Annotated in this window: 21 protein-coding genes; 12 read left to right on the top strand and 9 right to left on the bottom strand. The window is 51.9% G+C overall.

Going from position 1 to position 22,712, the window contains the following annotated elements; all coding sequences use genetic code 11:
- Positions 1-5 precede the first annotated feature (5 nt).
- Positions 6-170 (top strand): hypothetical protein, encoded by a 165-nt coding sequence (locus tag BBD41_RS29935; protein ID WP_167392953.1) that lies wholly within the window; start codon positions 6-8, stop codon positions 168-170.
- Between the two features lie 126 nt (positions 171-296).
- On the opposite strand, the gene BBD41_RS02490 is transcribed toward BBD41_RS29935, so the two are convergent.
- Entirely contained in the window at positions 297-923 is a 627-nt protein-coding gene (locus tag BBD41_RS02490) for a DUF1796 family putative cysteine peptidase (protein WP_077565662.1), read from the bottom strand.
- A gap of 190 nt (positions 924-1,113) precedes the next feature.
- Between BBD41_RS02490 and BBD41_RS02485 the strand changes: the two genes are divergently transcribed.
- Entirely contained in the window at positions 1,114-1,449 is a 336-nt protein-coding gene (locus tag BBD41_RS02485; protein WP_077565663.1) for a hypothetical protein, read from the top strand.
- A 13-nt stretch (positions 1,450-1,462) separates the two neighbouring features.
- Entirely contained in the window at positions 1,463-2,530 is a 1,068-nt protein-coding gene (locus BBD41_RS02480) for a glycosyltransferase family 4 protein (protein ID WP_099476597.1), read from the top strand.
- Between the two features lie 339 nt (positions 2,531-2,869).
- Here the strand turns inward: BBD41_RS02480 and BBD41_RS02475 are convergent, their stop codons facing one another.
- Positions 2,870-3,787, bottom strand: coding sequence for an NAD-dependent epimerase/dehydratase family protein (locus tag BBD41_RS02475; RefSeq protein ID WP_099476596.1), 918 nt, complete (start codon positions 3,785-3,787; stop codon positions 2,870-2,872).
- A gap of 189 nt (positions 3,788-3,976) precedes the next feature.
- Between BBD41_RS02475 and BBD41_RS02470 the strand changes: the two genes are divergently transcribed.
- The 6 genes from BBD41_RS02470 to BBD41_RS02445 all read left to right on the top strand — a co-directional run bounded on the left by BBD41_RS02470 (position 3,977) and on the right by BBD41_RS02445 (position 10,304).
- Positions 3,977-5,893 (top strand): LTA synthase family protein, encoded by a 1,917-nt coding sequence (locus tag BBD41_RS02470; RefSeq protein ID WP_099476595.1) that lies wholly within the window; start codon positions 3,977-3,979, stop codon positions 5,891-5,893.
- A 259-nt stretch (positions 5,894-6,152) separates the two neighbouring features.
- A complete protein-coding gene (bioB, locus tag BBD41_RS02465) occupies positions 6,153-7,148 on the top strand; it encodes a biotin synthase BioB (RefSeq protein ID WP_099476594.1) in 996 nt (331 codons plus the stop codon).
- A 143-nt stretch (positions 7,149-7,291) separates the two neighbouring features.
- Positions 7,292-7,678 (top strand): rhodanese-like domain-containing protein, encoded by a 387-nt coding sequence (locus BBD41_RS02460; RefSeq protein ID WP_077565668.1) that lies wholly within the window; start codon positions 7,292-7,294, stop codon positions 7,676-7,678.
- A gap of 142 nt (positions 7,679-7,820) precedes the next feature.
- Positions 7,821-8,159, top strand: a complete 339-nt coding sequence (locus BBD41_RS02455; protein ID WP_077565669.1) for an antibiotic biosynthesis monooxygenase — start codon at positions 7,821-7,823, stop codon at positions 8,157-8,159.
- 171 nt (positions 8,160-8,330) lie between these two features.
- On the top strand, positions 8,331-9,581 hold the full coding sequence (locus tag BBD41_RS02450; protein ID WP_099476593.1) for a DHH family phosphoesterase: 1,251 nt from the start codon (positions 8,331-8,333) through the stop codon (positions 9,579-9,581).
- Between the two features lie 180 nt (positions 9,582-9,761).
- A complete protein-coding gene (locus BBD41_RS02445) occupies positions 9,762-10,304 on the top strand; it encodes a GrpB family protein (RefSeq protein WP_099476592.1) in 543 nt (180 codons plus the stop codon).
- Positions 10,305-10,544: 240 nt separating this feature from the next.
- On the opposite strand, the gene qoxD is transcribed toward BBD41_RS02445, so the two are convergent.
- The 5 genes from qoxD to BBD41_RS02415 form a co-directional block, all read right to left on the bottom strand.
- The gene (qoxD, locus tag BBD41_RS02440) at positions 10,545-10,832 is read right to left on the bottom strand and encodes a cytochrome aa3 quinol oxidase subunit IV (RefSeq protein ID WP_077565672.1); all 288 of its coding nucleotides are present in this window, start codon (positions 10,830-10,832) and stop codon (positions 10,545-10,547) included.
- 1 nt (position 10,833) lies between these two features.
- Positions 10,834-11,430 carry a cytochrome aa3 quinol oxidase subunit III gene (gene qoxC / locus BBD41_RS02435; RefSeq protein WP_077565673.1) on the bottom strand — a complete coding sequence of 199 codons (597 nt, stop codon included), beginning with the start codon at positions 11,428-11,430 and terminating at the stop codon, positions 10,834-10,836.
- Positions 11,427-13,370 (bottom strand): cytochrome aa3 quinol oxidase subunit I, encoded by a 1,944-nt coding sequence (gene qoxB / locus BBD41_RS02430; protein ID WP_077565674.1) that lies wholly within the window; start codon positions 13,368-13,370, stop codon positions 11,427-11,429. The genes qoxC and qoxB overlap by 4 nt, the downstream gene beginning before the upstream one ends.
- A 65-nt stretch (positions 13,371-13,435) precedes the next feature.
- Positions 13,436-14,443 carry a cytochrome aa3 quinol oxidase subunit II gene (qoxA, locus tag BBD41_RS02425; RefSeq protein ID WP_077568935.1) on the bottom strand — a complete coding sequence of 336 codons (1,008 nt, stop codon included), beginning with the start codon at positions 14,441-14,443 and terminating at the stop codon, positions 13,436-13,438.
- Between the two features lie 535 nt (positions 14,444-14,978).
- On the bottom strand, positions 14,979-16,424 hold the full coding sequence (locus tag BBD41_RS02415) for an aminotransferase-like domain-containing protein (protein WP_099476591.1): 1,446 nt from the start codon (positions 16,422-16,424) through the stop codon (positions 14,979-14,981).
- A gap of 140 nt (positions 16,425-16,564) precedes the next feature.
- Between BBD41_RS02415 and BBD41_RS02410 the strand changes: the two genes are divergently transcribed.
- Entirely contained in the window at positions 16,565-17,185 is a 621-nt protein-coding gene (locus tag BBD41_RS02410; RefSeq protein WP_099476590.1) for a LysE/ArgO family amino acid transporter, read from the top strand.
- 272 nt (positions 17,186-17,457) lie between these two features.
- Here the strand turns inward: BBD41_RS02410 and BBD41_RS02405 are convergent, their stop codons facing one another.
- Both BBD41_RS02405 and BBD41_RS02400 read right to left on the bottom strand, forming a co-directional pair.
- Entirely contained in the window at positions 17,458-19,317 is a 1,860-nt protein-coding gene (locus BBD41_RS02405) for an ABC transporter ATP-binding protein (protein WP_206098283.1), read from the bottom strand.
- The gene (locus BBD41_RS02400) at positions 19,310-21,046 is read right to left on the bottom strand and encodes an ABC transporter ATP-binding protein (protein ID WP_099476589.1); all 1,737 of its coding nucleotides are present in this window, start codon (positions 21,044-21,046) and stop codon (positions 19,310-19,312) included. The genes BBD41_RS02405 and BBD41_RS02400 overlap by 8 nt, the downstream gene beginning before the upstream one ends.
- Before the next feature lie 200 nt (positions 21,047-21,246).
- Here BBD41_RS02400 and BBD41_RS02395 point away from each other — a divergent pair, with 200 nt between their 5' ends.
- Complete coding sequence (locus BBD41_RS02395) at positions 21,247-22,170, top strand: M15 family metallopeptidase (RefSeq protein ID WP_099476588.1); 924 nt, start codon at positions 21,247-21,249, stop codon at positions 22,168-22,170.
- On the top strand, positions 22,170-22,691 hold the full coding sequence (locus BBD41_RS02390; protein WP_077565686.1) for a VanZ family protein: 522 nt from the start codon (positions 22,170-22,172) through the stop codon (positions 22,689-22,691). The genes BBD41_RS02395 and BBD41_RS02390 overlap by 1 nt, the downstream gene beginning before the upstream one ends.
- Positions 22,692-22,712 lie beyond the last annotated feature (21 nt).

The following is a 22,712-nucleotide window of genomic DNA, read 5'->3' as shown; positions in this document are numbered from 1 at the left end:
CTTGTATGAACCAGGAAGCGTTTATGGTGATGAGCGATTTGTATAATCGTCTTTTTGTTAACCAGGTATCGACTCCGCAGCAGATGGTCAACTATACGGTATGGAACCGAATCATGCAATCGCTGCCCAAAGATTACAAGCTTCCGGATGAACCGGTGAATTATATTTGAGCGGACAGGGATGGAGCAGGAAGGATCTACACTATAAAGGCAGGTCATGGCGCGCTCATGACCTGCCTTTTGAGGTGTTTTCAAATTTGTTTTGTAAGAACAGCTGAGCAATATTCCGCACGTCCTTCAAACCAAGTATATTCCGTTAAACAGGAAAGTCCAACGGAAGCCGTTGCCGTACCACTCATCCTGGTTAGGCATGTGAATGGCGCACACGCGGTTCAGCCCCCAGTTCAGCCATTCGATTTCGGCAACCGGCGCATGGTTTACGACCAGTAAGTGGAACGGCCCCGCACACAGTTCCGTCAGCACAGCTTCCAGCTCCTTGACGTCTTCATAGCTTGAATCCGTACGGATGAAGAGAACCCGCCCCCCGCTTGCTAAGGTTTGAAGAAACCTTGCAATGCGACGGTCATATTTGGCTTTAACCTCAGGGTAGGCGGCAAAATGGGGAGGGAAATTGCTGTGAACGAAAAAGTCATGATTCAAATACAACTCATACTCCAAATCCACGACATTATACAGCTCATGGGTGGCTTGGTTTGCCAGCATTAAATTCGGATAATGAAGCATGCCTTGAAACCGGTTGCGAAGTAATCTGGTAACCTGGGGAAGCTTGAGACTGGACATCCAGTCAAGAGGGCCGGCGAATTTACGTAAGCCGTGGGCTTTTAACTGTACCGCAGGCAGGCAGTTATTACCCAAGCTGAAGATTGCCGAATAGGGTCCTTTTATATCCTGCAGCGTTGCCAAGGTGAATCACCGATCCTTTCGCTTAATAAATATGGCTCGTAATATTAAATGCAAGTCCGGGATATACGGCTTGGACCGCTGAATAGTAGGAACACAATTGGATGATCGCCTCTAATGGAGATGCCCTTCCCATTCAGGCTAAGGTACATACCCTGTTATTAATGATGCTGTAACAGCAGGAGGGAATAGGATGTCTATCTTTCGATTAGATGCTGTCGAGTACGGAAGGATTGATGCGAGATATATCCAGTCGGTCGATCTGACGATTACGAACACGGGCGGGGAGGCTTTTGACGTACTGATCCACGGGTATTATCCCCATGGCGTTTATTACGTCGGGCTGGTGCATGCCGCAGCGGGGGCGACCGTGACAGTGCCGGATATCACGAACCAAAATTTAACGTTCAGCTTACTGCTCGTAACGAACATCAACTACACGTACTCTACGCAAATAACGGTGCATGCCAAAAATCAGGGTCAGCTTGTAGCCGTATTTTCCAATTCCGATTTTTATGCGATCGAATAAAGGAGGGCCCGACATGAAGGTGCTGTTCGTATACTATGTACCGAGCGGAGGCGTCGAGACATTGAACAGACAAAGATGCCGTGCGCTCCGTCTGGCAGGAATGGAATCCCATTGCCTGTATTATTCCTGGGGCTCAGGGATGCAGAATCCTGCGGATTTTCCGATATATGTAACCCGAAACGATATTGAGATCAAGCATATCCTGGATTCGTGCGGCTTTGACTGCATTGTGGTGACGACGGATCATGCAAGCTTCCCAAGATTCCGGATGCTGGGCTTCCAGGGAAAAATGCTGCTGGAAATTCAGGGCTACGGACCAAGAAGCGTGGCCCAGGCACAGCTGACTCAAGCCGTTCCTTATGTGAACGCCTATGCGGACGGGCTGCTCAATCCGAACACGCCGCATATTTCCGCGCTGTTTCGGGATTTATATCCGAACAAGCCGCAGTTCAATTTCAATAATTGCTTTGACGGCACTGAATTCACGTACAGGCCGTATGGGATCCATGCCAGCCCCATCATAGCATGGCTAGGGCGCATTGAGGACAATAAGAACTGGCGTGAGTTTCTCCATATTGGTCACCAGCTTAAGGAGCATGTGCCCGATCTTCAATTATGGATGTTCGAGGATAATCAGCTGAGCATTCCATCCGAACGCGAGCAATTTCACGCGCTGATCGCCGAGCTCGGCTTGTCCGACCGGCTAACGATCCGAGCCAATGTCCCGAATGCGCAGATGCCTTACTATTACTCGATCATCGGGGACTCTGGAGGCTTCCTGTGCAGCACCTCGAAGGTGGAAGGAGCACCGTATGCGGTGCTTGAGGCGATGAGCTGCCGCTGTCCGGTGCTTACGACGGATTCGGACGGCGTCTCGACCTCGGTGTATCATAACGAAACGGGAAAGTTCTATGTGCTGGGGAACATCCAGCATGCGGTCCAGGAGGGGCTTGAGCTGATGAGGAACCAGGGATTGCGAGAGCACATCCGGACGCGAGCAAAGAACCATGTGCACGAGAGCTTTAATCCGCATCTGTATGCGATGAACTTTGCCTCCATGCTTCAGGCGATCGGGCTGTGAGGAGCGCGAGCACGGCCTGCTTTGTACGAAGTGTCGTACTGAGCAGGCCAGCTTGCATGGGTTTTGGCCGGAATGGTCCGGAAAAACATGCAAAGCGGGTCAGTTCGGGTGAACAACTACTTGATTTGCGGAGCTCCGGGAGTACAGCAAGTCCTGAAAAAGGACTTGTGCGGGTTGAGCGGAGCTCCGAGGGGGCAGCACGTCCCGAAAAGGGACTTGCACCGTGACCAATAGCCCGGCTCATTCCACTCCAGGAATCGAGCCGGGCTATTGTTTTAAGTGATTACCGTCAGCTCTTCCCGCCCGAAAAGGGATGCGGGAAAAGGAGCTCGGGCCTTCCTATTTCTGCTGGAGCCAGGATTGGTAGGTTTCCGCAATGCCATTCTCAAGCCGGTAACGGGGAGTCCACCCCAGAACCTCGCGGGCTCGGGAATTGTTCAGGCAGCTATGGTGAATATCACCCGGCTTTGCGGGGTGATATTCAATATGGATCGGTTCGGGATGATTGCGACGAATCAACTCGACCAGATTGTTGATCGATTGGCTGCCTCCGGTGCTGACGTGCAGAATCTCCTGATCGCCATGATGGATGGCTGCCAGGTTGGCTTCCACGACGTCCTTGACAAAAATAAAGTCTCTCGTCTGGCTGCCGTCCCCATATATGTGAAGCGGCAGCTTCTGGAGCAGCCGATCCCCGAATACGGCCACGACGCCGCCCTCGCCCTTGGGCGTCTGACCCGGTCCATATACGTTGCCGTACCGCAGAATGGTGTAGGTCAAGCCGAAGAAGAGGTGATAGAGCTTCACATAATGTTCGCCTACCATTTTCGATAACGCATAGAAAGAGATAGGCGAGAGCGGGTCGTTCTCGTGGAGCTCGGGCTTTTCAAGATCACCATATACTCCGGCCGTCGATGCATACACGAGCTTGCGCACACCTGCTTTGCGGCATGCTTCAAGCAGGTTCAGGGTCCCCATGATGTTCGCATCCGCGTCCAGTCTCGGATTCGTGATCGAACGCTGCACATCGGCCTGGGCGGCAAGATGAAAGACAACGTCCGGTTTTAGCCTCGCGATATACTCCGTGGTATGGGGGCTGTTCACATCGGCCACATGCAAAATCGCCTCACTGTGCAGGCGGCCGGGATCACCGGTTGTCAGATTATCTATAACATGAACCTCGTATCCGCGATTAACGAGTCCGTTCACCAGGTGGTACCCGATAAAACCCGCTCCGCCGGTTACAACCATCTTCATGAATGGTCCCTCCAGCCTTGTAGTATAGGATGCTCTATCCTACGCTGAACGGGGCCCTTCCGCATGAGACAATTGACCCCTCGGGGGAAGGAATGGGCGAGGGAGGCCTTGGAATTAGATCGGATTTTACATTCCTGTTATAATGGAGGCTGCACGTTTAAATTCATTTTACAAAAGAGGGATCGAGTCATGGATCGGAATCATGAACATAGGTTGAAAATATATATTTTTATGTTTTTGACATTATTCTTAAAGCTCATCCTATTAAGGGTGTTCTTGTTTAACGGGGTGGCATGGGGAAAAGTGCTGACGGATGCGCTATCCCTTCTGGCCCTGCTCAGTTTGCTGGAGCTGCTGCTTCCGATGAAAGGCAAGAAAACCGCTTACGGGGTGATCAATCTCATCTTCTCCTTCATTCTGTTCGCTTCGGCTGTTTATAACGTACATTTCGGGTCCATACCGACGTATACAGCCATGGCAGGGCTAGGTCAGGTGAATCAGGTGAGATCCAGCATTATTCCTTTGCTGGAGCCTGCGCATTTTTTATTCTTTCTGGATTTGCTGATCGTTCTGCTGGTCATTATGGTTCGGAAAATACGTGCACGCGCACATAGAGGACTGCATTTCAGTACGCAGCGGTCCTATATTTCTTCCGCAAGATCTGGCATGAAGTGGCGGATGGCCATGGGAGGCATATTAGTGCTAACCTTGGTGCTCTCTGTTTTGATCGTGAGGAAGGCATGGGGGATCGAGAATGAAATTGTCCGGGCGGAAAACATGGGCTTCATGAATTATCAGGTATCTGCCGTCGTCCGGCAATCGCAGGAGAACCGAGCACTGGCGCAGGGAAATCTGCAAGAGAAAATCGGAGAGATCCGGAAGCTGCAGGCATCGTATCCCTACGGTGACGACCAGGAGAAGAAGCCTGAAGGGTTCGGGGCAGCGAAAGGCAAAAACCTGATCATCGTACAGATGGAATCGCTCCAGCGATTCCCGATCGGCCAGTCCCTGGACGGGCAGGAAATTACGCCTGTTATGAACAAGCTGGCGAAGGAAGGGTTGTATTTCCCGCATATTTTCCAGCAGATCGGGCAAGGAAACACCTCGGACGCCGAGTTCGCGGTCAATACATCCATCTATCCGACGGGTACGGTCGCGATGTCGACCGGCTTCGGCAGCAAGGAGCTGCCAAGCCTTCCGAGACTATTGGGTCAGCACGGGTATGTCACCAGCACGTTTCATGTCAACGACCTGAAGTTCTGGGATCGGAATAAATTGTATCCTGCTCTGGATTTTCAACATTTTTTTGATAAGCCTTATTATACGAATGATCATTTTAATGACTTCGGCCCTTCGGATGAAGAGCTGTTTCGCGTCGGGATGGAGAAGCTGATCGAGAACCGACAGCAGAATAAGCTGTCCTATGCGCATATGATTACGGTCTCGAATCATTCTCCGTACACCGTGAAGGAGGAATTTGCGAGATTGGGGCTACCGGCCGAGCTCAAGGGTACCCACCTTGGGAACTACCTGCAATCGGTGAACTACTCGGATTATGCGCTGGGCACCTTGGTGGATCGGCTGAAGCAAAACGGGATGTGGGACGAGACGGTCCTTGTCGTGTATGGCGATCATTTCGGCATCAATCCGGCGGAAGCCGATGCGAATATGATCTCGCAGGTATTGGGCATTCCCTACCATGAACGGATCAGCCGCTTCAATATTCCGCTGATTATTCATGTTCCGGGCATGGACAAGGGGCGCACGATTGAACAGGTGGGGGGGCAGGTTGATATCCTCCCGACCGTAGCGAACCTGCTCGGCATCTCGCTTAAGGACGAACAGTTTACGGCATTCGGGCATGACCTGCTGAATGTAAAGCGAAATGTGATAGGCATGCGCTACTATCTCCCGACAGGCTCGTTCTTCAATAACGACATTTTGTTCGTTCCCGGAGACGGCTTTGAGGATGGAACCGCCGTATCCATCAAGACGATGGAGCCGGTTGACGACCTGATGCCATACCGGCAGGATTATGATTATATTTTGCAGTTGATGAAGCTGTCGGACGACTATGTCAAGATGCTTCCGAAGCGGGAGCCTTGAAGCAAGGATGACGCAAGGAGCGGGTAATAACTAGGAGCTGTTTCACGGGCGATTCATCGCCTGAGAAGCGGCTCCTTTGTTCGTTCATAAACAACCTTTTGCATCTCGTTGACCAAAGAGCGAAGGCTGATCCATCCTTGGGTTTGTCGAATATGTATTGTTGTCACCTGAGCTCCTATGGTATGATTACCCATAATGTCAACCTAATATCGATGCTTATAGGTTGACATTGATTTGATTGATAGAGGAGAAGTGAGAGATGACGACTTCCGTTCAGTTGGATTGGCTGAAGCTGGCAGAGCAGATCGTGCAAGGGTATTCCGTAACACCGGAAGAAGCGTTGGCGATCTTGCAAAGCGATGATGCAGAGCTGCTGACCGTTATGCAGGCTTCCTACCGAATTCGCAGAGAGCATTACGGCAATAAGGTAAAGCTGAATATGATCGTAAACGCCAAATCGGGGATGTGTCCCGAGGATTGCGGCTATTGCTCGCAGTCTATCGTATCCGAAGCTCCGATTGAGAAATACGCATGGCTGACCAAGGAAAAAATTCTGGAGGGTGCCCGGGAGTCGATCCGACGCAAAGCCGGAACCTATTGCATCGTTGCTTCCGGCCGGCGTCCGTCCAACCGGGAAATGGAGCATGTGGTCGAAGCGGTGAAGGAGATCCGGGCGACAACGGACTTGAAGGTGTGCTGCTGCCTGGGCTTTCTTAGCGAACAACATGCGGCGGAGCTAGCTGAAGCGGGAGTGCACCGGTACAACCACAACCTCAATACGTCCCGGGACAATTATGCAAACATCACAACGACGCACACGTATGATCAACGCGTGGACACGGTCAAGCAGGCGGCAGCCTCCGGCATGTCCCCGTGCTCAGGTGCAATTTTCGGGATGGGCGAAAGCCTGGAGGAACGGGTGCAGATTGCATTCGCACTGAAAGAGCTTGATGCGGATTCGATCCCCTGCAATTTCCTGAACGCGATTGACGGCACGCCGATGGAAGGGAGGAAGGAGCTCACGCCGAGGATGTGCTTGAAAATTCTGGCGATGATGCGATTTGTCAACCCGTCGAAGGAGATTCGGATCGCGGGCGGCCGGGAAGTCAATCTGAGATCCCTGCAGCCGCTCGGTTTGTACGCAGCCAATTCCATCTTCATCGGCGATTACCTGACAACGTCCGGCCAGGCGCATGCAGCCGACTGGGGCATGATTGAAGATATGGGCTTTGAGATTGAGGAATGCGCATTATAAACATGGGTTGACATTTGGCAGGGAAGCACATACGATATACCCGTACGGGTAGAGAAGCGTTGAAGTAAACCATCGCTTGATCTGTCGGTCCCCTGGCGAGGATCAGCCAGGGCACGAATAACCAATACTGGGGGAGTGCTTCCATGCTGATTGCATTTGCCTTCTTAATAGCGGCCTTTATCGTTCTATACCGGCGCTATGTGCCGATCGCCGACTTGCGGCTGATGAAGTGCAGCGACCTGCAGCAAGCGAGGAAGGAATGCCCGGATTTGAAGCTGCTGGATGTCCGCGATGTCTCCGAGTTTACGCCGGACCCGCATAAAGAAATGATCAATATTTCGCTCGGAAGATTACCTTATGTGTGGGAGAAAGAGCTTCGCCCGGGCGATCATGTCGTAATCGTAACACCCAAGCGTTCCGAGGGCTTCCGTGCGGCGCGTAAACTGAAAAAGGCAGGGTTTCGGAGCCTTTCCTATCTGCAGGAAGACTGTAAGGGGTGCCAAGCCGTTCGGCGTCCAACGCTAAATTGATAAAGGTCTGGTCAGCAATCAGGTTGCTGACCAGACCTTTCTTTTATACAGAAATCACCGTTCAATTTGACAATGATAATCGTTATCATCTAGAATGGAGTTATTATGTTATCGTATTATCCTTAAAGGAGTGCTTCCGAATATGTTAATTGAAACGAAAACCATCGTCGTAAAAGCCGGCACCTCGCATCTTGTTGTCGAGCGCTTCAGTAAGCCCGGACCGATTGAAGAAATCGAAGGATTTATCGATCTGAGCGTTCTCGTTAAGAATGCCAAGCGCAGCGATGAGACCGAAGAAGTGATCGTCATGATCCGTTGGGAAGACAAGGAAGCCTGGAAGCGTTGGGAGACCAGCCCGGCTCATATTCAAGGGCACCGCGATTCCCGCGGCAAGCCGCAGCCCGAGCATATCGTCAGCTCCAGCCACGCCATGTATGAGGTTAAGGCTACGAAAGGTCCAAGGCCAGTTCAACAGGCGTAATCCGATCATAGCTGCATTCTTGAACGAGGAAGCGTATCACGCATACGCTTCTTTTTTTGTTGATCGCAGTCATCTGATTTAGGGATTAAAACGGAAGATATTAGGGAATCGTATGGTGTGGAGATTGTCCTGATTGATTCTATATACGACCTGCAAGGAGGATGCTGTATTATGTATCATCTCTACAGCCATAACGACCTGGATGGCGTTGGCTGCGGTATTATTGCAAAATGCGCGTTCGGCGACGGAGTCGACGTGCGTTACAACACGATCAATGGGTTGAACCAGCAGGTTGCAAGATACTTGAGCCGGTTCTCCTTGGAAGAGCATCCCTACGACATGTTATTCATCACAGATTTGTCGGTAGCACCTGACATCGAGAAGCAGTTGAATCTGTTTGTGGAGGAGGGCGGACAAGTTCAGCTTATTGATCATCATAAAACCGCGCTCCATCTGAACGATTATATGTGGGGCCAGGTGATGGTGACGCACAGGGACGGGCGATTGGCCTCGGCAACCTCCCTGCTCTATGAGTATCTCGTTCAACACGGGCATCTGAACCAATCACAATCCCTTGACCAATTCGTGGAGCTCGTTCGGCTGTACGATACCTGGGAATGGGAGGAGGCAGAGAAGCCGGAAGCCAAAAGGCTGAATGACCTGTTCTACATGCTTTCCATTGATGAGTTTGAAGCGAAGATGGTCGAGCGTCTGCGCAGTGCGGACCAATTTTATTTTGACGAGTTTGAAGAAAAGATTCTGGATATGGAGGAGGACAAGATTGGCCGCTATATCCGGCGCAAGCAGCGGGAGATCATTCAAACCTTCGTTGACGAGTACTGCGTCGGCATCGTATACGCAGAGTCCTATCATTCCGAATTGGCCAGTGAGCTGGGGACGATTTACCCGCATCTGGACTATATCGCCATTTTGAATATGGGGGGCCGGAAAATGAGCCTGCGGACGATTCACGACCATGTCGATGTATCCGAGGTGGCGATGCGCTACGGAGGCGGAGGGCATTCCAAGGCGTCCGGGTGCACGATTACGGAAGAGGTGTACAGGCTGTTTGCAGCCGAGCCTTTCGAATTGGAGCCGATCCGGCTGGATGCGCACCGGAATCAATTCAACCTCAAAGGCTCCGAATCGGGTGTGCTGTATGAGAGCTGGGGGGAGGATCTTGTATTCGTATACTGCCGATCCGGAGAATGGATCGTGGAATGGAACGGGGAGGAGCTGCCGTTTCGATTCAGCTCTTTCGATGAAGCGGAGCGGCATTTGAAGCGGCAGTACGGCGTCTGGCTCGCCCGGGACGACGCATTCGTCCGGATGCTGAAGGATCAGCTGATGCAGAGACGCTCCGGCGAACGGTTAGCCCTGTCAGCCGATATGGAAGAGGAAAAGCTGCTGGAAGAACTTTAAGCTCGTATTCATATCAAAAGGGAGGCTGTTCTAAAGATCTCTAGATCTTGAAGAGGCCTCCTGTTTGGTCTGGAATTCTGGTTCTTTTAGCTGGATATAATTGACATAACCAACCTCCAATGATACACTTGGATGTCCTGTTACATATAGCTCCCCTGAAGAGGGAAGGAGGATGAATCCATGTCCGGGTATGTGGTCAAAGTCGTTCCATACAACTCCGAATGGTCTTTGGAGTTCGAGAAAGAGAAAGACCGATTGCTTCACATTCTGGCCCCTCACATCGTCACCATCGAGCATGCAGGCAGTACTTCGATACCGAATCAAGATGCCAAACCCATCATCGATATGTTCGCGGCCGTCCACCCATTGCTTCATGAACAAGACTATACAGAGTTGCTTAGCAGTTCAGGCTACCGCTTCATAGAGAACGGCATGACCGGACGCTATCTATTCATCAAAGAAGACGCTGGGGTGCGCACGCATCACTTGCATATCCTGCCGAAGGAGGGATTTTACGAAAGAAAAGAATTGCTGTTTCGCGACTACCTCCGGGCTCACCCCGATTTGGTTCTGGAATACGGCGAACTTAAACGATTGTTGGCGGAACGGTATCCTACCGATCCGGATGAATATACGAAAGCCAAAACGGCCTTTATCCAGCGGGTTGTTGATTTAGCGCGAACAGAACGGGGACTACCGCTCCAAAGCGTATGGGAAACGTGAGGCTAGAACTGCTGCTAAATGCTATGGGAATCATAAGGTTATAACTCCTATGTTAATGTTAAATGTTATGGCGGCAACGAGAAGGCGTAGAAGAGCAGCACCCTAGGCCCTGATTCTCCACCGGCTTAGATCGAAAACATGAAAAAACTGTCCCGCCGTAGAAAACCTACGAATGGGACAGTTTTTTGTAGTTTAAATGTATCCTAATTTCCATTTGCCGCGCTGCGACGGACTCCTGTTCTAGGAGTACCAGCCCCATACAAAGATGAACAGCGTACCCAAGATGGTCACTAGCGCAACGAAAAGGGCATAGATGATATTGATGTAGATGGATTTCTTATCGTCGCTTTCTCCGACGTGCATGAAGAGCATAAGCTGAACGGCAGCCTGCAAAACTGCAGTTACCAGCAAAATGGCCATTTTCGAGCCTGCCGGAATATCCAGCAGAACGACAAGTGCGACGGCTGAAAGGATGAGGGACGATATATAACCCGCTACATGCTTGATAGGAAACAGCTGTTTTAACATGTCACATCAGTCCTTTCAGATAGACAAAGCTGAAGATAAAGATCCACACAACATCGAGGAAGTGCCAGTACAGCGAGAAGATAAAGGATTTGTTCGCCGTAGAGTGATCCAGCCCGTACTTCTTGAGTTGAATGAGGATTGCGATCCCCCAGAGCAGACCGAAGGTCACGTGAGCTCCGTGCGTACCCAGAATGGTGAACAAGCTTGATGCGAAGGCACTGGTCGACAGCGTGACGCCTTCGTGAACATACGTAAAGAATTCAAAAATTTCGATGCCGAGAAAGCCTGCTCCCAGCAGAAGCGTGATGATCATAAAGATCATCATCTGCTTCTTAAGACCAAGGCGCATCGCGTGAACCGCAAGGCCGATGGTAAAGCTGCTTGTCAGGAGCACGAATGTTTCAAGCAGGACCGGCGTAATTTCAAAGATCTCCGCTCCGCTCGGACCGCTGGCATGGCGGTCTGCGAGGACGAAGTAGACGGTAAACAAGGTAGCAAAGAGCGCAATTTCAGCTCCGAGGAACAGCCAGAATCCAAATATTCGATTACGGTTCTCCTCTGTTCCATATTCCAGCGGCTGAGAGGCATCTATTTTCATACCGTATCACCCCGCAGTTTCTGTTCGGTTTGAACGATCTCTTCAACCGGAATGTAATAGCCATGATCACGGTCGAAGGACATGGTAGCCAATATGATCAGCACGGCAATACCGGCGATGATGGATGGAATCCACCAGCTGAATACAAGGAAGAAGCCAAGGAAGAAGAAGGCGATCCCCAGAATAAACGGCTTTCCGGTGTTGCTCGGCATATGAATCTTCGTAATTTTCTCATTCGACAGCGGCTCGTTATTCTTCTTCGAGAACCAGAACGCATCGCGGCTTTTAACCTCTGGCGCAACGGCAAAGTTATAGACCGGCACCGGGCTTGGCGTAGACCACTCGAGTGCGCGTGCATCCCATGGATCGCCCGTTTTGTCCCGCGGCTGATAACGCGTACTCCAGTAAATGTTGTACACCAGCAGGATAAATCCGATCGCAAGGCCGATCGCACCGACCATCGACAGCATGTTCAGCGGACCGAAGCCGGTCTCGGCCGAATATGTGTACGTCCGTCGCGTCATCCCCATCAGTCCCAGGAAGAACAGCGGGAAGAAAGTGACGTTGAACGAAATCGCGATAAACCAGAATGCTGCTTTGCCAAGCTTTTCGTTCAGGCGGAAGCCGAACACTTTCGGGAACCAGTAATGGAAGCCGGCAATGACGGCGAATACGGCACCTGGAATAAGCACGTAGTGGAAGTGGGCAACCAGGAACATCGTATTGTGATACTGGTAGTCTGCACTTGCCATAGCCAGCATGACGCCGGTCACGCCGCCAATCGTAAAGATCGGAATGAAGGCGAGTGAATACAGCATCGGCGTCGTAAAGCTGATTCGGCCTTTATGAAGCGTAAAGAGCCAGTTGAATATTTTGACACCTGTCGGGACCGCGATCGCCATCGTGGTGATCGAGAAGAAGCCGTTGACCATTGCGCCTTGGCCCATCGTATAGAAGTGGTGAGCCCAGACGAGGAATGACAGGCCGGAGATGACAACCATACTCATGACCATCGAGCTGTAGCCGTACAGATTTTTTCGCGAAAACGTCGAGATAATCTCACTGAATATGCCGAACGCCGGCAGAATAACGATATATACCTCAGGGTGGCCCCATACCCAGAACAGGTTGGCCCACAGCATATCCATACCGCCATTAGCCATCGTGAAGAACTGGGAGCCGAAGATACGGTCGAACATCATCAGCAGCAGGGCGATCGTAAGAACCGGGAATGCAAAGATGATGATGACACACGTAATCAGCACGGACCAAGTAAACATTGGCATACGCATTAAAGTCATGCCCTTGGCACGCATCTTGAGGATGGTTACGATAAAGTTAAGGCCTGTGAGCAGGGTACCAATCCCCGAGATCTGAAGCGACAGAGAGTAGTAGTTATTACCGACAGTCGGACTGAATTCGATACTCGCGAGCGGGAAGTATGCGGTCCAGCCGGCATCCGGCGATCCTCCAATGACGAAGGAGATATTGAACAGCATCGCCCCGGCAAAGAACAGCCAGAAGCTGATCGCATTCAGCTTAGGAAACGCTACGTCGCGCGCTCCAATTTGAAGCGGAACGACCACGTTCATAAGTCCGAAGATAAACGGCATCGCCATAAACAGAATCATGATGACGCCATGGGTTGTAAATACCTCATTGTAGTGCTGTCCGGTAAGAAACTTCATATCCGGCGCAGCGGTCTGCGCGCGCATCATGATCGCGTCCACGCCGCCGCGGAACAGCATGATCAGGGCACAGATGATGTACATGACACCGATTTTCTTATGATCCACGGTGGTCAGCCATTCCCGCCAAAGATATCCCCATTTCTTGTAATAGGTCAATCCGAAGAGGATTGCGAGCGAGACGAGAACAATGCTCACCATGGCACCGTAAATTAACGGTTCACCGGTAACGAAAAATTCGTCCCATTTCATAAAGGCCTAGCTCCTTTCTAGATGTATGAAGTCGATCGGACGCTTCGCATCAAAAAGCTTCCAGATTAATGTCCATCATGTTGATGTTGATGTGTTGAACTCTCTTCAGCCGGGGAAGTTGGCAGCGGCTCATTCGGATTGACGTTGCTCTCGCTGTCGAACTCCGTTTCTTCCGTCGTGGCAGGGTCCGGATGAAGCTCTTTATGTTCCTGGTGTTCTTCATTGCCGTTACTGTCGCCGCCATGATGATGTCCTTCAGGCGGAGGGCTGAACTCCAAGTGGTTGGTCGAGAAAGTCATTCTTCCGACATGCTCGGTTTTCAGAAGCTTGTTGAATTCGTCCTGTGTCAGCTCCGGAGCGGTATCCTTCACGTCCTTGACCCATTCTTCGTACTCGGAAGGCGACATAGCCAGCGCCTCGAATTCCATGTGGGCGAAGCCTTCACCGCTGAAGTTTGCGTTGCGGCCCAGCATGGAGCCCGGCTCGTCGGCAACCATGTTAAGCTTTGTGACCATATCGCTCATCGCGTATTTCTGGCCGTGCAGCTGTGGAATCCAGAAGCTTGTAATCGGACCGAACGAGTAGAGTCTGAACTCGATCGGGCGATTGGTCGGGATGTTAACGTAATTGACGGTTTCGATCCCTTCTTCCGGATAGCTGAAGTGCCATTTCCAGTTGGAGGAGGAAGCATAAATGACGAGAGGCTTCTGATTCTCATAACCTTCAGGCACTTTTTCAACAGCCACCGTAGTCTTAACCGTGACGACCGACAGGATCGCGACGATCACGATCGGGATGGCCGTCCACAGAATTTCCAGCCATTTGTTCCCTTCCTCGTGAGGAGGCTCATATCCCTCGTTGGATTTTTTCGCCCGGTATTTGGTGAGCATATAAATGTAAAGCACATAAACTACAACCAAAATTCCGATCATCATCAGAATGGAGAATATGATTGTATCGGATAGGGTTCTGGCAGCCGGTCCCTTCGGATTTAATACCGTAAGCGAGCTGCATCCCGATAAGAGCAAGGTAAAAATTACAAACATTGCAAATAACGGCCCTCTTTTGTTCATGATGTACCCCTTTCCTTGAAACGGCTTCGTTCGATTCAATGTTCTTGTCACCTATATACTAGGAAGTTCCGCTACGCTTTGCAAAAGACATAAACAGGTTTTAATAACATAAAAATCCAAATTCTTGTCAATGTGTTTAACGTTATGTGTGCAAATTGTTACAAAACGAGGGGGCTATGAGAGAAATCATTGTAATGGCGCGGTTTTTCGGCAGTTCATACTTTGTTCAAAACTTCACGAGAGTTACCAGTTTCGTCACAAATCCGGGCCTGTTTTTGCTTAATTTAGAGGAGGGAAACAAGCTAAAGAGCCCTTTATTTATAAGGCTTCAAGCTGGTATGTTGATGTTTTCACAAATGGTGAGCAGCCAAAGGTCATTTCCAATTTGATGTGTGAACCGACGATAGCGAGTATGATATGATAATGCAAATGGAGAATTTGGGATTCGACGTTACCTGTCATTTCGATAAAAATGGCAGCCGGATAGCATTTCATCCGGCTGCCTTTAATTGTATTGGTATATCGTATTCTCTGTTTACGCCAACCCGCGGATCATGCGGGAAAGGCGCCGGAGACCTTCGCGCAGCTCCTCCATTGAGGCATACGCATAAGACAGTCTAAGGTGCTGCCGGTCGTTCCGGTCGTAGATCAAGCCCGGATTAAGCAGAATGCCTTCAGCCAGCGCTTGCTCGAACAGGGAACGAATCGAGAGGGGCTGTTTGAGACGGAGCCATATGTAAAATCCACCCTGTGGGCAATTCCAATCGGCGAGCTCGCGATAATCCTCCTCCAACAAACGAAGCGTGTAATCCCTGCGGAGCTTCAGCTCGCCGCGAATCCGCGCCAAATGTCCCTCGTACAGCCCCTCGGACAGCCACTGGGCTACCGCATGCTGTGACAAGGCGCTTGAGCCGTAGTCGGTCTGCATTTTAATATCCGCCAGCCGGTCGATGACCGGTTCCGGACCGACGATCCAGCCGATGCGCAGGCCGGGACCTAATGTCTTGGACATGCTGCCCAAGTAAAGCACAAGGCCTTGCTGATCCCGTGCCTTCAACGGAAGCGGTGCCGGCTGGTCAAACCAGAGATCACCGTAAACATCATCTTCAATGACAGGAAGTCGCTCCCGGGAGCAAATATTCAGCAGCTCCTGCCTTCTTGCGGATGTCATCAGAGAGCCGGTCGGATTGTGGAAGGAAGGAACCGTATAGAGCAGCGAAGCGTTATGCTGCCGTTTCAGCCTGCTGATGGAATCCGTTCGCAGCCCTTCCTCGTCCATGGGAAGCCCATGCATACGTACGCCTGCGGATTGGAATACATGAATGGAATTTAGATAGGACGGGTTCTCGACGAATATCGTGGAGCCGCGGTGCAGCAGGCCTAACGATATAAGCTGAAGCGCCTGGAGACCGCCGGATACGATCAAAATGGAAGCGGGCGACGCATTAATCGCTTTGCTGCGTAAATAATGGCTTACGGCTTCCCTTAATACCAGGCTGCCTTTCGGCTCGGAATATCCAAGTGAAAAGGCGGCGGTTTGACTCCGGTTAAGCTTCTCCAGCATCTCGCCGGCAGGCAGCAGTTCCGGTGAGAGCTCACCGGTTCCGAGGCGGACGATGCCAGGGGCGGCCTCTGCCTGATTGATAGCTTGAATTATCTGTATATTGGGCTGATAGAGACCCGATTTCACATAACGGTTCCAATCAGGGGACGGAGCGGAAGACAGCAAATTCCAGGTGTTGTTGGCGACGACGGTCCCCCGGCCGGTCATCGCCTCGATCAAGCCATCGGCTGCGAGCTCGCCCAGCGCATACACCACCGTGCTCCGGTTCACCCCGAACCGGGCGGCCAGCTCCCGCTGCGGTGGTATCCGGGTGCCGACAGGCCATTCCCCGTTCATAATTTTCTCTTTGATGCGGTCATAAATTTGCTGATGAAGCGGAATGCCTTCCGACTTGCTCAAGCTCCACTCTTCCGTCACAACTAACCCCCCGCTTTACGTAAGGTGATTCCACTATTATATTCGATTGGTTGGGTAAAGTGCCAACCAATTGGTCGGAGACAAGAGGATCACCTTACTCTACAATAGGGTAAAAATGAAGCTGGAGGGGTAAAAAAAAGATGGCCGGCGTTATTGTTCATGGTTTTATATTGGCATTGGGTTTGATTTTGCCCCTGGGGGTGCAAAACGTGTTTGTCTTTAATCAAGGGGCGGTCCAACCGAAGCTGGCTAGGGCGCTCCCGGTGATTATTACGGCAGCGTTGTGCGATACGCTGCTCATTACGTTGGCTATTATGGGAGTATCGGTGGTCGTTCTCCAATACGATTGGCTGCGCGTTGCCATGATCATACTCGGGGTCGGATTTCTAATTTACATGGGGCTAGCGACATGGAAGAGCAGACCCCATAAGCCGGAGGAAGGCAGTCCCCGTTCGTTAAGCCCCAAGAAGCAGATCGCATTCGCCATGTCCGTATCGCTGCTGAATCCGCATGCACTTCTGGATACGGTTGGGGTAATCGGTACCAGCTCTATCCAGTATGCAGGGGGAGAGAAGGCGGCTTTTGCCGCCGTGTGCATTGCGGTATCCTGGTTGTGGTTTATGGCGCTTGGAATCGCCGGGAAAGCGGTGGGAAGCATGGACACCTCGGGCCGGCTGCTTACGGTGATCAACCGGATATCGGCGGTAATCATGTGGGGGACGGCAGCTTACCTTGCCTACGGGTTGATTGCAGGTTATTAAGCCTACAGTAAAGTCACACGGACCCGCAAAACGTGAAGGGGGATCGATCGCCCCTCTGTAGGGAAGTTAATGTTTCCTGGAGACTTCTAAACCGAGGCAGATACTCGAATCGCTCGCTTCTGAACTCTCCGAAGTGACTTTACTGATGGACTAAGGATATCCGGGCCCCCATAAGCCAGCTTAACGAAATGCGTTCATAAGCTGGGTGGGGCTCTTGCACGCTAAGGCAGCGCGAAAACATCCCCATGCTTGTGCATGGGGATGTTTTCACGTTATCCGGGAAGCTTGAACTGGCTGTTGTACAGATCGAAGTAAAAGCCGCGCTGTGCCAGGAGCTGCTCGTGCGTGCCGCGTTCCGCTATGCCGCCCTGGTGCATGACGAGAATTTCGTCCGCTTCGCGGATCGTGCTCAGACGGTGCGCAATGACAAAGCTGGTCCGTCCCTGCATCAGCGTGCGCATCGCAGACTGGATATGCATCTCGGTGCGCGTGTCGATGCTGCTTGTCGCCTCATCCAGGATCAGAATGACCGGATCGGCGAGCACGGCTCTGGCAATGGTCAGGAGCTGCCGCTGCCCTTGACTCAGGTTGCTTCCGCCGGATACCAGCATCGTGTCATAGCCCTCCGGCAGCTTCATGATAAAATCATGCGCGTTGGCCAGCTTGGCCGCCTCCTCGATCTCTTCATCCGTCGCATCGGTTCGCCCGTAGCGGATGTTCTCCCGGATGGAAGCGGAGAATACATAGGCGTCCTGAAGCACGATGCCCAGCTTGCGGCGAAGGCTGTCTTTATCCAGCAGACGGATATCGATGCCATCCAGCGTAATGCTGCCCGAATCAATATCATAGAAACGGGTGAGCAGGTTGATGATGGTTGTTTTGCCTGCGCCGGTCGGACCGACCAGTGCAATGGTTTGCCCTGGACGGGCCGTCAGCGATACATTGTTCAGAACCGGTACGCTTTCCTTATAGCCGAAGGATACCCGGTCAAATACAACCTCGCCGCGGAGGCGGCTGGCGTCCTGCAAGGGTTCATGATTTTCGTATTCGGATTCCGTATCCATGATTTCAAACACGCGCTCGGCTCCCGCGACGGCTGACTGCACGAGGTTAAACTGATTCGCCAGATCGTTCAGCGGACGCTGGAACTGCTTGGAATAATTCAGGAAAGCTACGACGATTCCAACGGTGGTCCAATCCTGGAAGGCCATGTAACCGCCAACCGCAGCGATCAAAGCGAAGCTGACGTTGTTCAGCACGTTCATAACAGGACCGACGGTGCCGGCATAGATCTGTGCCTGAATGCTCGCTTCAGTCAGCTTTTTGTTATATGCATCAAACTGCTCCCCCGCATGCCGCTCTCTCCGGTAGATCTGGACCACCTTCTGCCCGGAGACGGTTTCTTCAATAAACCCGTTAAGCTCCCCCAAATGTGCCTGCTGCTTGGAGAAATATTTTCGGGTGCGCCCGGCTACCGTCTTCGTAAACAGCATGACCAGCGGTATGGTTACCATGCTGAGCAGCGTCAGCCTTACGTTTAAGTAAAGCATAATGACCAGCGAGCCGATGAGGGACAGTATGCTGGCGATCAGCTGCGTTACGCTTTGGTTCAGCGTGCCGGAGACGTTCTCGATATCGTTCGTCGTGCGGCTCATCAATTCTCCGTGCGTCTTGCTGTCAAAGAAACGAAGAGGGAGCAGCTGCAGTCTTGCAAAAATATCCCGGCGCATGTCCTGTATGGATAATTGGGATACCTTCACCATCACATGCTGCTGCAGCCAGGCGAAGAGGGCTGTTCCTGCATACACGGACAATAAAGCCGCGCATAAACCGGCAAGCCCCTTGTAATCCCCTGGAATAATGTAGTCGTCCACAGCGCTCCCGAGCAAATATGGAGCGATGAGGGAGAGCACCGTGCTGACCAAGGTGAGCAGGAATACGGCAGCCATTCCTGCCTTGTAAGGCCGAATATAGCTCCAGATCCGGCGAATGGTGCCGAACGTATTTTTGGGCTTGCTTTTGGCGGCGGTCATGCCATGCGTCGGTCTTCCGCCTCTCATGCTGAGATCCGGGGGATGATCGGCACGCTGCGTTCTATCCTGATCCATTCTTTGCTGATCCGTTCTAGCCATGGGCGGACACCTCCTTGCCGTATTGGGATTGGTAAATATCCCGGTACAGCTCGCAGGATGCAAGAAGCTCGGCGTGCGTGCCTTCCGCCACGATGCTTCCGTTATCCATGACCAGGATTTTGTCCGCGTCGATCACGGACGAGACCCGCTGCGCGATCATAAAGCAAGTCCGGCCAGACATGAGCCGGGATAATTCCTGCTGCAGGCGGGATTCGGTTCCCATATCGAGCGCGCTTGTGCTGTCATCGAGAATTAAAATGGACGGCCTTACGAGCAAAGCCCTGGCGATCGAAATCCGCTGCTTCTGCCCGCCCGACAGATTGACGCCCCGCTGCCCGAGCACCGTATCGTAACCATCCGGCATGGCGGCGATGAAATCATGCGCTTGAGCGGCTTTGGCCGCAGCAACGACCTCCTCATCGGATGCGTCAGGCTTGCCGTAACGGATGTTATCGCGGATCGTCCCGGTAAAAAGAATGGTCTCTTGCAGCACGATGCCGATCCGCTCGCGCAGTGCGTCCAAATCGTACTCCCGCACATCCACGCCGTCGATCCGCACGCTTCCGGCCGATGCGTCGTACAGACGAGGAAGCAGGGAGACCAAAGTGCTCTTGCCTGCTCCGGTTGCTCCCATGATGGCGATTTTCTGCCCGGGCTGTGCCGTAAACCGAATATCCTGCAGAACGGGTTTTCCACCGTCCGCCCGATAAGCGAATGAAACCCGGTCAAATACTACCTCGCCATGAGGGTCCACCTGTTGTACCGGAGCGGATTGGTTGATAATGTCAGGCCGGGTGTCCATGACCTCCTGGATCCGGTCGGCAGATACCTTTGCGGTAGATATCCTTACGAGCATCATCGCGACGGATGAAACGGCAAACAGCACCTGGGTGACATAATTGATGAAAGCGACAAGGCTGCCGACCTCAAAGCTGCCGTCGATGGCATTTTTTCCGCCAAACCATAAGACGGCTACGATGCTGACATTCAAAATCATCGTAAGAATCGGCATATTAAGCGCAACGAGACGCTGGGTCTTGACGGAAGCTTCCGTGAAATCCGCGTTTGCCTCGTGAAATCTCCGCTTCTCATATCCTGCCCTGACAAACGCCTTGGACACGCGAATGCCCGCGAAGTTCTCTTTGAGTACCGTATTGACCATATCGAGTTTGTTCTGGACCTTGGTAAACAGCGGCAAGGTTGCCCGGATCAGCAAAAACATGACAATGAACAGCAGCGGAACGGCAATAGCCAGGATGACCGCAAGCCTTGGGCTGATGATCACGGCCATGATGATGCTGCCTATGGCCAGCAGCGGGGAGCGCACGAAGATGCGGAGCAGCATTTGGACCATCGTCTGGAGCTGCACGATATCATTCGTCAGCCGCGTAATCAGCGAGCCGGTCGACAGCTCATCCAGGTTACGGAAGGAGAGGGTTTGAACTTTGCGGAACAAATCCCGCCTCAGGTCGGCGCCAAAACGCTGGGAAGCGATCGAGGAGTAAACCGTGCAGCCGAGACCGCCCACCAGCCCGACCCCGGCACATCCAAGCATAAGCAAGCCCGTATGCAGGATGCGGGCCGTATCATTCTGCATGACCCCTTGGTCGATAATGCGCGCCATGAAAACCGGCTGAAGGAGATCCATGGCGACCTCCAGCAGCATGAGCAGCGGTGCCAGAACAGCCGCAGCCCAGTGGGGACGCAAATAACGGAATAATTTGAGCAAGAGTGCGATTCACCTTCTTTAGTATATGGTGTGTATGGTCTAGTTACCAAGTTAAGCCATCCTCTCCCAGATTGTCAAAGGGGTTCATGTATATCGCGGTCGATCGCTTCTTAAGAAAATCTTTAGGTTTCATCTGCTATTTTCTTAATAGTTATCACGTAAGCTGAGGGAGTTAATGACGACAGAGGGAGATGCTTAAGTTGAAGAAATGGATCATGCTTTTGATAATCGTATTCATTCTGGCGGGCTGCGATTCGGCCGAGAAACCGCAGCATACGGGGAATGGCCGGAACGAGAGTGCGGGTCAGGATTCCGCAGTCCAACCCGCCAAGCAGAATACCGATGATAGTCAGACTCATCAAAAACCGGATGCCGGGGTGCAGACCGTTCTAGTAAAAGAAGATCAAATTCGCCGCGGCAACCTGGTCCTGGTAAACAAGGAGTTTAAACTGGATGCCGATGCGGTTCCATCCGATATCGTTCATCTGCATGATACCCCCGAACTCCTCCAAGGGTATGCACTGCTGGACAATTCCATTCGGCTGTCACGGCAAGTAGCGGAGCATTTCAACGGGATGATGGAAGCTGCCGCGAAGGATGGCGTTGTTCATTTCATGCTCAGCAGCGGCTATCGGGACATGGAGGAGCAGGAGCAGCTGTATCGTGAAAAAGGGGCTGATTATGCGCTGCCCGCCGGATACAGCGAGCATAATCTCGGCCTGTCCATGGATATCGGCTCAACCCAGATGCCGATTGACCGGTCGCCGGAAGGCAGATGGCTTCAGGAGCATGCCTGGAAGTATGGTTTTATTCTCAGGTATCCGAAGGACAAAACCGAAATTACGGGGATCCAGTATGAGCCGTGGCATTTTCGGTATGTCGGCTTGCCGCACAGCCGGATCATGGAAGAGAAGAGGTTTACGTTAGAAGAATACTTAATGTTTTTGAAGAAGGAGAAAGAGTTCTCGACAACCGTTGAAGGACAACGGTACGATATTCGCTATGTACCCGTTGCCAAGGGCGGAACCTCGATTAAGCTTCCTGATCATAGCCCATATGTGCTTTCCGGCAACAATATGGATGGTGTTATCGTGACGGTGATCCGGGGCGGGGGGGACCGATAATGAAGCCTTGGCCCAAATTTACGTTAATCGTATTGTATGGCGGATACTTGTATGTGCTGCTCAAGATCATCCTGTTTAAGTTCGGTCCGGTGGATGCATCCTTACTTATGAAACAGCTGGCTCGCGCGATGCAGCACCCCGAAATGATGCAGAATCGGCTGGAGTTCGCGAATCTCACGCCTTTTGTAACGATTAAACAGAATATCCACCGGATCTCGGACCTGCATCATATGATCAATTTGCTGGGGAATGTCGTTATTTTTATGCCGAACGGCATATTCATGGGACTTCTGACCAAAGGGAAGGCCTTGGGGGCTTTGATCGCTTCTTTCGCTGTCAGTCTTGCGCTGGAGTGCTCGCAGCTGCTTTTCTCCATGGGCAGCTTTGACGTGGATGATCTGATTCTTAACAGTTTCGGGGGGCTTCTCGGTTATTTCGGCTATTGGCTGATGCTCCAGCTGTTTACCGATCCCTCATCCAACCAAGGCACCGTGAGAGCTTCCAATCGTCCTGCAACCTAGAGGGAAGGGAGCATTCTGCCC

It is taken from the genome of Paenibacillus ihbetae, assembly GCF_002741055.1.
Classification (GTDB): domain Bacteria; phylum Bacillota; class Bacilli; order Paenibacillales; family Paenibacillaceae; genus Paenibacillus_AQ; species Paenibacillus_AQ ihbetae.
Note: the sequence above shows the minus strand (reverse complement) of the source record. Positions and strands in the feature narration are given on the sequence as shown.

What these genes read in the sequence shown, in the direction of transcription:
- BBD41_RS02455 (WP_077565669.1), top strand. Translation starts at nt 7,821, where the DNA reads ATGTTAATTGAAACGAAAACCATCGTCGTAAAAGCCGGCACCTCGCAT.
- bioB (WP_099476594.1), top strand. Translation starts at nt 6,153, where the DNA reads ATGACGACTTCCGTTCAGTTGGATTGGCTGAAGCTGGCAGAGCAGATC.
- BBD41_RS02410 (WP_099476590.1), top strand. Translation starts at nt 16,565, where the DNA reads ATGGCCGGCGTTATTGTTCATGGTTTTATATTGGCATTGGGTTTGATT.
- BBD41_RS02480 (WP_099476597.1), top strand. Translation starts at nt 1,463, where the DNA reads ATGAAGGTGCTGTTCGTATACTATGTACCGAGCGGAGGCGTCGAGACA.
- BBD41_RS02470 (WP_099476595.1), top strand. Translation starts at nt 3,977, where the DNA reads ATGGATCGGAATCATGAACATAGGTTGAAAATATATATTTTTATGTTT.
- BBD41_RS29935 (WP_167392953.1), top strand. Translation starts at nt 6, where the DNA reads ATGAACCAGGAAGCGTTTATGGTGATGAGCGATTTGTATAATCGTCTT.
- BBD41_RS02450 (WP_099476593.1), top strand. Translation starts at nt 8,331, where the DNA reads ATGTATCATCTCTACAGCCATAACGACCTGGATGGCGTTGGCTGCGGT.
- BBD41_RS02475 (WP_099476596.1), bottom strand. Translation starts at nt 3,787, where the DNA reads ATGAAGATGGTTGTAACCGGCGGAGCGGGTTTTATCGGGTACCACCTG.
- qoxB (WP_077565674.1), bottom strand. Translation starts at nt 13,370, where the DNA reads ATGAAATGGGACGAATTTTTCGTTACCGGTGAACCGTTAATTTACGGT.
- BBD41_RS02445 (WP_099476592.1), top strand. Translation starts at nt 9,762, where the DNA reads ATGTCCGGGTATGTGGTCAAAGTCGTTCCATACAACTCCGAATGGTCT.
- BBD41_RS02405 (WP_206098283.1), bottom strand. Translation starts at nt 19,317, where the DNA reads ATGGCTAGAACGGATCAGCAAAGAATGGATCAGGATAGAACGCAGCGT.
- BBD41_RS02460 (WP_077565668.1), top strand. Translation starts at nt 7,292, where the DNA reads ATGCTGATTGCATTTGCCTTCTTAATAGCGGCCTTTATCGTTCTATAC.
- qoxA (WP_077568935.1), bottom strand. Translation starts at nt 14,443, where the DNA reads ATGAACAAAAGAGGGCCGTTATTTGCAATGTTTGTAATTTTTACCTTG.
- qoxC (WP_077565673.1), bottom strand. Translation starts at nt 11,430, where the DNA reads ATGAAAATAGATGCCTCTCAGCCGCTGGAATATGGAACAGAGGAGAAC.
- BBD41_RS02390 (WP_077565686.1), top strand. Translation starts at nt 22,170, where the DNA reads ATGAAGCCTTGGCCCAAATTTACGTTAATCGTATTGTATGGCGGATAC.
- BBD41_RS02485 (WP_077565663.1), top strand. Translation starts at nt 1,114, where the DNA reads ATGTCTATCTTTCGATTAGATGCTGTCGAGTACGGAAGGATTGATGCG.
- qoxD (WP_077565672.1), bottom strand. Translation starts at nt 10,832, where the DNA reads ATGTTAAAACAGCTGTTTCCTATCAAGCATGTAGCGGGTTATATATCG.